The sequence below is a fragment of the Bradyrhizobium sp. PRIMUS42 genome (genome assembly GCF_023006515.1).
GTDB lineage: Bacteria > Pseudomonadota > Alphaproteobacteria > Rhizobiales > Xanthobacteraceae > Bradyrhizobium.
On record NZ_JALBGZ010000650.1, the window covers coordinates 1 to 3569 of the forward strand.

Here is a 3569-nt window from a genome sequence, read left to right on the forward strand (position 1 = left end):
CACCCGCGCGCCGATCATGACGGCCTATCGGCAACAGGCGCTGGCCTGCGCCTCGGCGCTCGCTGACGGGCCGCGGCGCGTGCGCGAATTGCGCGAACATTGTCCTGATGCCGGCAAAATCTTGCTTAACAATGTGTATGGCTGGTTCGAACGGGCGGACCGGGGAATTTACGGGCTCACCGAGGCCGGACACGCCGCCCTGAAGCGCTGGCCGCAACCACGGATTGCGATCAATGTCGGTGTCGCGTCACTACCCTGACACCCGACCGCTGCATAGCTGAGATGCCACACCAATTTCATATTGCAATGCAACATCTGTGGCACTAGGTATCCCGGCATCAAAACGAGGCCGTTATGAGCGCAGACTGGAATACCAAATATGGCACGCGGCGCGTCCGCCATGATCCGCCCACTCTGGACGAGGCGATCTTCGCCGCCATCGGCATCACCGACGATCATGAGCAGCAGGCCGAGATCGCCGCAGCCTTGATGGGGATGCCGCTCGACGTCGTGCAGGCCGAGGTAAAGAAGCAGGCGCGCACCAACAGCCGCATCACTGCGACGCGCGTGATCGCCGGTGAACAGGGTGCACAGCGCTCCGTCGTAGTCGAACGCCGCGTCGTCCGCCGTTTCGGCAACGACAAGCGCACCGGCACCTGAACGCCTGATTCTCCACCCCAATACGAAAGCGGACCGGTTTTGCCGGTCCGCTTTTTTGATTCCGGTCCTGCTTTTTTAGGTCAGGCGGCGCGATTGCCGTACATGCTGGAGATGATCTTCCAGCAGGTCGAGTTGAAGCTGAGAAGAGCGCGCCCGGCCGTGAACGGCGAAGCCGCGAGATCGGCGAGTTCGGCCTCAGGCGTCTTGGCGAGATCAATGGTGCCGGTCGATTCGCCATGACGGAAAGCCAGATGCGCGCCGAACTTCCTTGCGAGCGCCCGCATCGCGTGGTTCTCGGCGCCCGTGGTGATGCGCAGGCGCTTATAGCCTTTCCAGCGCGCCTCCGCGATCAGGCGGCGGAACAGCACGGTGCCGACGCCCTGGCGGCGTGCAGAGGCTTCCACGCTGAAGGCGACTTCAGGCAGAGAATCGTCTTCCTCCGGATGCAGTTCGGCCGCACCGCGGACAACGCCGTCCACGATGTAAGCGACGATCACGGTGCCATCCTCGGCACAGCGCGCGGCGTATCGCTCGATGAAGCTGTCGTCGAGAAAGCCGTTGAAGCGATCGTGCCGGCTTTCGGCATCGAGTCTCAGCAGGTGATCGCGCAGAAGCGGCAATTCTTCCAGCTGGCTCAGGGTCCGCACATAGCCCGGAACGGACGGCATGCGGGTAGTGTCTTCAAGTGCCACGTCAAAACTCCTCTTGGTGTCCCTCGAGGAGGCGTTCGAATCCCTAGGTCCCGAATATTGTGCGTCGCAACATACTTTTCAAGGCGGGAACCTGCCCAAGTTTCGGGCATGGGGGCGACTAATTCGTTAATGAGATCAAGGTCCCGTAGTCATACGAGGACCAGTTGGGTCTGGGTCACCACCGCGACCAGCTTGCCGTCTTCGGTCTCCAGCCGGGTGGTCCAGACCTGGGTCCGCCGGCCCCGGTGAACCGGGGTCGCAGTGGCAATGACAGTGGTTCCCTCCTTCGCCCCACCGATGAAATTGGTCTTGCTCTCCAGCGTGGTCGTGCCCTTGGCGTCGTCAGGCAGGTTGATCACGGTCGCGGCCGCGCCAACGGAATCGGCCAGCGCCATCACGGCCCCGCCATGGATGGTGTGGTGAATCGTGCAGAGATCGGGCCGGACCGTCATCCGCGCCACCACGCGGTCCTTCTCGGCCTCGACGAACTCGACGCCCTTGAGCTCGGCGAACGGCATCTTCATCGCTTTAAGTTTCTCGAGCGGCGTCATCAGATGTCCTCCCAATCCATTGTTGTGTCAGCGTGAATGGCTTCGCGTAGCAAGGCAATGACGTTCGAGGTAATGGCCATGCTGACATCGGCTCTCGTATTTGCGCATATGCTTGTCCCATGCGCCATTTCCCGCCCCGCCGCATCGTATGCCTGACCGAAGAGACGGTTGAAACGCTCTATCTGCTCGGCGAGCAGGACCGCATCGTCGGCGTCTCCGGCTACGCCGTCCGCCCGCCGCAGGTGCGCCGGGAGAAGCCGCGGGTGTCGGCGTTCGTCTCCGCGGACATCCCGAAGATCCTGGCGCTGGAACCGGAGCTGGTGCTGGCCTTCTCGGACCTGCAGGCCGGCATCTCCGCCGACCTCGTCCGCGCCGGCATCGACGTCCACGTCTTCAACCAGCGCGACGTCGCCGGGATTCTCGCAATGATCCGGACTCTGGGCGCGCTGGTCGGTGTGTCCGCACGCGCGGAGGAACTCGCGCGAGGTTTCGAAAAGCGCCTTGCCGCGATCGCCGCAATGCCCCGCCCCTCGCCGCGACCAAAGGTCTATTTCGAGGAATGGGACGATCCGTTGATCTCGGGCATCGGCTGGGTCTCCGAGCTGATCGAGATCGCCGGCGGTGCAGATGTGTTTCCGGAGTTGCGCCATCGGCAGGCCGCGATGGATCGCATCGTCTCGGTTGAGGCGGTGCGCGAGGCTGCGCCCGACGTGATCCTCGCATCATGGTGCGGCAAGAAGGTCGTGCCTGCCCGCATCAAGCAGCGCGATGGCTGGAATGAGATTCCGGCTGTGCGCGACGACCGCATCTTCGAGATCAAGTCACCAATCATACTGCAGCCGGGACCGGCGGCACTCACGGATGGGCTTGATGCGATCGTGACGGCGTTGTGGGACCAGCGCCCCTGATCTATCCGCCGTCATTGCGAGCGAGGCGAAGCAATCCAGAATCCCTCGGTACAGGGATTCTGGATTGCTTTGTCGCAAGAGCTCCTCGCAATGACGCCGTTAGAGACTGCCTCCCTCACGTCACCGCATTCACGACCTGATACTCCGGCCGGCGCCACACCTCGCCTGCGATCACCTCCTCGATGATCTCGGCCGCGTGGATGATCTCGCTTTCACCGATGTACAGCGGCGTGATCCCGAACCGCATGATGTCAGGCGCGCGGAAATCGCCGATGACGCCGCGGGCGATCAGGGCCTGCATGGCGGCGTAGCCGCCGTCGAAGGCAAAGGAGACTTGCGAGCCGCGGCGCTCATGGGCGCGTGGGGTGACGAGTTTCAAGGACGGACAGCGGCGTTCGACCTCGCTGATCAGGAGATCGGTGAGCGCCAGCGAACGCGCACGGACCTCCGCGATATCGACGCGGTCCCAGATGTCGAGCGAAGCCTCCAGCGCCGCCATCGCCAGCACCGGAGGCGTGCCGACGCGCATGCGTTCGACACCGCCGGCGGCCGCATAGGCCAGCTCGAACGCAAACGGCTTTGCGTGGCCCATCCAGCCGGACAGAGCGGCGCGCACGCTGTCGGCATGGCGCGGCGCGACGTACAGGCTCTATGTCACAATGCCGTCGATCAACGGCCTGCAGAAGATCGTCGCGCTCTGGAAACGCTTCACCGGCCGAGAGCCAAAGCCTTCCGGCCCCGATGGCGAATGGTGGGAT

Annotated in this window: 5 protein-coding genes and 1 pseudogene; 3 read left to right on the forward strand and 3 right to left on the reverse strand. The window is 63.5% G+C overall.

All coding sequences use genetic code 11. The features are described from left to right. Positions 1 to 259 (forward strand): DUF2161 family putative PD-(D/E)XK-type phosphodiesterase (locus MOV75_RS31150; RefSeq protein WP_246931384.1); only part of this gene is annotated, 259 nt, incomplete at its 5' end. 95 nt (positions 260 to 354) lie between these two features. After that, positions 355 to 660, forward strand: coding sequence for a hypothetical protein (locus MOV75_RS31155; protein ID WP_018317488.1), 306 nt, complete (start codon positions 355 to 357; stop codon positions 658 to 660). Positions 661 to 740: 80 nt separating this feature from the next. Here the strand turns inward: MOV75_RS31155 and MOV75_RS31160 are convergent, their stop codons facing one another. Beyond that, positions 741 to 1352, reverse strand: a complete 612-nt coding sequence (locus tag MOV75_RS31160; RefSeq protein ID WP_246931385.1) for a GNAT family N-acetyltransferase — start codon at positions 1350 to 1352, stop codon at positions 741 to 743. Positions 1353 to 1501: 149 nt separating this feature from the next. Then, the gene (locus MOV75_RS31165; RefSeq protein WP_247007236.1) at positions 1502 to 1903 is read right to left on the reverse strand and encodes a PaaI family thioesterase; all 402 of its coding nucleotides are present in this window, start codon (positions 1901 to 1903) and stop codon (positions 1502 to 1504) included. A 119-nt stretch (positions 1904 to 2022) separates the two neighbouring features. On the opposite strand from MOV75_RS31165, the gene MOV75_RS31170 reads away from it, so the two are divergent. Then, the gene (locus tag MOV75_RS31170) at positions 2023 to 2811 is read left to right on the forward strand and encodes a cobalamin-binding protein (RefSeq protein ID WP_246931387.1); all 789 of its coding nucleotides are present in this window, start codon (positions 2023 to 2025) and stop codon (positions 2809 to 2811) included. A gap of 115 nt (positions 2812 to 2926) precedes the next feature. Here the strand turns inward: MOV75_RS31170 and MOV75_RS31175 are convergent. After that, a pseudogene (locus MOV75_RS31175) lies at positions 2927 to 3457 on the reverse strand (aminotransferase class V-fold PLP-dependent enzyme); the annotation flags it as partial. Positions 3458 to 3569: the final 112 nt, after the last annotated feature.

What these genes read in the sequence shown, in the direction of transcription:
- MOV75_RS31155 (WP_018317488.1), top strand. Translation starts at nt 355, where the DNA reads ATGAGCGCAGACTGGAATACCAAATATGGCACGCGGCGCGTCCGCCAT.
- MOV75_RS31165 (WP_247007236.1), bottom strand. Translation starts at nt 1,903, where the DNA reads ATGACGCCGCTCGAGAAACTTAAAGCGATGAAGATGCCGTTCGCCGAG.
- MOV75_RS31170 (WP_246931387.1), top strand. Translation starts at nt 2,023, where the DNA reads ATGCGCCATTTCCCGCCCCGCCGCATCGTATGCCTGACCGAAGAGACG.